Source organism: Marinobacter fuscus, from assembly GCF_003007675.1.
GTDB lineage: Bacteria > Pseudomonadota > Gammaproteobacteria > Pseudomonadales > Oleiphilaceae > Marinobacter > Marinobacter fuscus.
Window position 1 is genome coordinate 1 of the sequence record NZ_PXNP01000087.1, and the last position, 3,660, is coordinate 3,660.

A 3,660-nucleotide genomic window follows, 5' to 3' on the forward strand; every position below is an offset into this window, starting at 1 on the left:
GATCCCCAAAGGCCCGGAGGTTTCGCCCCCGGGCCTTTGCCGTTTCCGGCCCTCGGTTTTATTGCGTCTGTTTCGCGGTTATGACAAAGCAGCGGCGACCTTCCACCGTGAATTCTGGAAATCTGCCGATTTCAGGCGAGCGAAATTCTCGGCGGGAACACCGATAAAGGGATTGGAGTAATTGGGGGTGGTTGTCTAAGCCGCTTGTCGTCGCCGTCCAGGATTTCGGTAATCCTGATAGCTATCTTCAAAGGCAGTCGCCCGGTGGCACCATCGTTCCGGGTCCAGATTCAGCCGTTCCAGAATCGGCAGCGCGCTTTCGTCAATACAGCCACGTTTGTCGCTCCGGCTGATGCGCCCGGTGCAATCCACCAGTTCCAGGTAATCTTCAAAGCTGAACAGGATGCCTCGCTGGAAGCCGTTTCGAATGACGCCTTCAAAACCCAGTAGTGGTTTTAACGGTACCGAAAACTCATTCAGTGCCTGCTGTTCTGTTTGCCGGGCAATGGCTCCTGCCAGATCAAAGGTGGGATGAATTCGCTCCTTGATGCTGGTGTGTTCGGAGGTTTCTGGCGTCTCCGCCATGGCGGCCCGGATGGGGTTCAGGTCTACATAGGCCATGCAGGAAAGGAGTGCCTCTTCGGTATCCAGAGCCTGGGATTTAAATCGACTCTCCCACCAATTTGACGGGATCAAATTGGAACAGCCGAAGGCTGGCCCCGCAGGGGTGATGGCCATGGATGGCCATCATAAAAGTGGCCGGTGCACTTATCTTCCTTGTTGGCCTGCCTCGCAATTGGCTCATTCAGGCATTTCATAAACCAGCTCAAGTCCGCCAATCGCTGCCGGAAGGTTTCTGCGTACTCCTCCACTCGACGAAGCTCGGCCGCACACAAATCATCACCTCGATGATACCGCTGTACCAGTGGTGGACCTTTATATAGGCTGCACCAGCGCGCCAGCACTTCATCAGTGCTCCAGGGTTTCACTTCATACGGGCTGAGTTTTACCACCAGGTGGTAGTGGTTCGACATCACCGCGTAAGCCGCTACATCTACGGTAAACACGGATGCTAGCAGCCGGATTCGTTCTTCAATCCAGCCACGCCGGTGCTCATAACAACGCCCGGTGGCGCGGTCTTTTCCGCACAGGAAGGTGCGGCGCACACAGCGAGAGATCACGTGGTAGAAGGGGGTATCTGAAACGCTGACCAGTTCTGCTCTGGCTTTGGGCATGGTGGGGGCCTTGTCTTCCGTGACTGTTGACAATATAACGATACTGTACAAATATACATATATATCTGTGAGCAGCAAGATGCGCTTCGGTTTCGTATGTATAGATTGCAGAATATATAGCTTGGGAGCTATGATTAGGGCTGGCTAATGTGGGATATTAAAACAACTCGCCGTTTTGACGATTGGTATTCTTCGCGTTTGATCCCGCCCGCACCGGCATAATTCTCTGTGCTGGTGCAAAAACTGGCAAGGGCAAGCGGTTTTACGATGAGATGCTTCCAGTGGCAGATCGAGAGTTCTCCGAACATCTGGAAGAACTCAAAAGAGGTAAATGACATGGCAAACTCAATAGATAAGCTTCTTGCGCGCGAAAAGCCGGAAGTTATCCGGCGAGCTCAGGTTAAAGCAGATCGAATTCTTTTAGAAATTCGCCTCAGTGAAGTGCGCGCTTTGTTGCAGAAAACCCAGACTGATATGGCGGAGGCCATGGGGGTAACCCAGCCTACGATCGCCAATATGGAAAAAGCCGGTAAAGACTTGAAGTTATCGTCGATTAAGCGATACGTGGAGAGTGCGGGTGCGAAAGTTCGTCTGGATATTGAGCTTCCGGACGGGACTCATCATGCTATTCCGCTTTGACTGCTCCAAACGTTCATCATGGAAAATCTTCATTATAAAATCTTCATTATGGACAGGCACTAGCCTGAACCGGTGGCACGGTCTTGCCCGCACAGGAAGGTGCGGCGCACGCGACATTAACCGGCAGTGGCGGATGTGCTTTCGATGGACTGCTGACGGTCCGGAAGATGTTGAAATTGTTGATTACCACTGAGGAGGTCGCACAATGATTAGCAATGGTATGCGTCCCATTCACCCTGGAGAGATTCTGCGGGAAGAGTATCTGGAGCCGCTGGAGATGAGCGTAAATGCGCTCTCCAAGGCTTTGCATGTTCCGGCAACGCGGATGAATGAGATCGTTCGTGAGAACCGGGGCGTTTCCGCAGACACAGCGCTGCGACTAGCGCGTTACTTTGGCACCAGTGCACGGTTCTGGTTGAACCTGCAAACTGAGTTTGAGCTGCGCCAGGCTCAGATGGGTAAAGAAGCTAAGATTGCTAAGGAGATACAGCCGCACGCTGCCTGAAAACCATAAATCATTATTAGCCTGATTAGGGACAGGCAGCAGTATGATCCTTTCGTTAGCTGATGCCGCCAAGCTCGAATGGGATTGGGTGTGGGCTCTAGAGGATTCTCGTAATGAGTATGGTGAGCGTCGAATGATTGGATATGGCCCTATAGCCGATCGTGTCTACTGTGTTGTTTACACAGAGCGAAAAGGCATCCGCCGCATAATCAGTCTTCGAAAGGCGAATCGTCGGGAGGTGAGTCTTTATGCAGACAAAATCTAAATCTGGTAGGGCGTTTACGCTGCCCTCGAGTGATGAAGACTCTGGCATTAACGAGGGGATTGCACAAGATGCAGATACGCGCGAGCTCACGGACGAAGAGTTCCGCCGTTTGCGTCCGGTAGGTCGGCCAAAGGCAGAGGTTACCAAGGAGCGGATAACTATCAGGCTTTCACCGGAGGTGGTAGAGCAGTTTCGTGCCACAGGCAGTGGCTGGCAAACCCGAATGGACAAGGCGCTTCAGGAGTATCTGAGAACCCACAGTCAGTCGGATATTGAGCGGTTGGGGTAGTGACAGATTGATTGGCTGTCATGGACAGAGGATGCACTTCAACGCCGACCGCGAGGGTCAGACCCCTTTGCCCGCGAAGTACCGGCAGGGTCTGGCATCCGCTGTCTCCGAGGGCTTGGCACTCGCTTTCGGCGGGGTCTGACACTCGCTGTCAGACCCCATTTCTCCAAGGTTTAACGTAGGTGCCTTGTGGGGTCAGACCGCGAGGGTCAGACCCCCTTTGGCCCAAGGTTATATCGATGGAATCTGACCCAAGGCGGTTCTCTATCCACCGCCTGGCACACTATTGCTTGGATCTTGCGGAGCTGTGCAGCACAGACAGAGTGGTGCCGGTGGTGATTTTCCTGAAAACCAGTAGCAAGGAACCGCGCGAACTCGTTCTCGGCAGTGAGCGTTATCAATACCTGAGTTTTAACTACATACGCTGCGCGTTGCAGGAGCTCCGTGCAGAGGATTACTGGCATAGTAATAATCTCATCGCCAGGCTTTGCCTGAGCCTGATGAGCTGGCGGCAAGACCAGAAACTGGAGGTTTATGCCCGTGCCGTGCGCGGTTTGAGCACTCTGGAGCCGGATCCCGAGAAGCAGTTGAAGTATCTGGACTTCATCGACATCTACACAGCCTTGGATGATAATGAAATGGAATTGTATCAGCAGAAATACCCGAAGGAGAGCAGCACCATGGCAAACTTAAGTGACCGGTTACGAGCCGAGGGCATGGAAAAGGG

7 protein-coding genes and 1 pseudogene are annotated in these 3,660 nt (G+C 53.1%); 6 read left to right on the top strand and 2 right to left on the bottom strand.

The features are described from left to right. On the top strand, window positions 1-181 hold a 181-nt coding region (locus C7H09_RS20005), incomplete at its 5' end, for a hypothetical protein (protein ID WP_206074323.1). Window positions 182-195: 14 nt separating this feature from the next. Here C7H09_RS20005 and C7H09_RS20270 read toward each other — a convergent pair. Then, window positions 196-696, bottom strand: coding sequence for a hypothetical protein (locus C7H09_RS20270; protein ID WP_240616580.1), 501 nt, complete (start codon window positions 694-696; stop codon window positions 196-198). Continuing rightward, window positions 693-1,235 (bottom strand): transposase, encoded by a 543-nt coding sequence (locus C7H09_RS20275; protein WP_240616582.1) that lies wholly within the window; start codon window positions 1,233-1,235, stop codon window positions 693-695. Before C7H09_RS20275 ends, C7H09_RS20270 begins: the two co-directional genes overlap by 4 nt. Before the next feature lie 336 nt (window positions 1,236-1,571). Between C7H09_RS20275 and C7H09_RS12340 the strand changes: the two genes are divergently transcribed. From C7H09_RS12340 to C7H09_RS20285, 5 genes and pseudogenes are all read left to right on the top strand, one after another. Continuing rightward, on the top strand, window positions 1,572-1,874 hold the full coding sequence (locus tag C7H09_RS12340) for a helix-turn-helix domain-containing protein (RefSeq protein ID WP_106763130.1): 303 nt from the start codon (window positions 1,572-1,574) through the stop codon (window positions 1,872-1,874). A gap of 205 nt (window positions 1,875-2,079) precedes the next feature. Beyond that, window positions 2,080-2,379: a HigA family addiction module antitoxin gene (locus tag C7H09_RS12350; protein ID WP_206074324.1), complete on the top strand. Its 300-nt coding sequence runs from the start codon at window positions 2,080-2,082 to the stop codon at window positions 2,377-2,379. 43 nt (window positions 2,380-2,422) lie between these two features. Further along, window positions 2,423-2,644, top strand: coding sequence for a BrnT family toxin (locus C7H09_RS20545; protein ID WP_106763132.1), 222 nt, complete (start codon window positions 2,423-2,425; stop codon window positions 2,642-2,644). Continuing rightward, the gene (locus C7H09_RS12360) at window positions 2,628-2,933 is read left to right on the top strand and encodes a BrnA antitoxin family protein (RefSeq protein ID WP_106763134.1); all 306 of its coding nucleotides are present in this window, start codon (window positions 2,628-2,630) and stop codon (window positions 2,931-2,933) included. Before C7H09_RS20545 ends, C7H09_RS12360 begins: the two co-directional genes overlap by 17 nt. Before the next feature lie 239 nt (window positions 2,934-3,172). Next, a pseudogene (locus C7H09_RS20285) lies at window positions 3,173-3,660 on the top strand (hypothetical protein); the annotation flags it as partial.

Excerpts from the sequence above, each read along its gene's own strand:
- C7H09_RS20275 (WP_240616582.1), bottom strand. The coding sequence starts at position 1,235 with ATGCCCAAAGCCAGAGCAGAACTGGTCAGCGTTTCAGATACCCCCTTC.
- C7H09_RS12340 (WP_106763130.1), top strand. The coding sequence starts at position 1,572 with ATGGCAAACTCAATAGATAAGCTTCTTGCGCGCGAAAAGCCGGAAGTT.
- C7H09_RS12350 (WP_206074324.1), top strand. The coding sequence starts at position 2,080 with ATGATTAGCAATGGTATGCGTCCCATTCACCCTGGAGAGATTCTGCGG.
- C7H09_RS20545 (WP_106763132.1), top strand. The coding sequence starts at position 2,423 with ATGATCCTTTCGTTAGCTGATGCCGCCAAGCTCGAATGGGATTGGGTG.
- C7H09_RS12360 (WP_106763134.1), top strand. The coding sequence starts at position 2,628 with ATGCAGACAAAATCTAAATCTGGTAGGGCGTTTACGCTGCCCTCGAGT.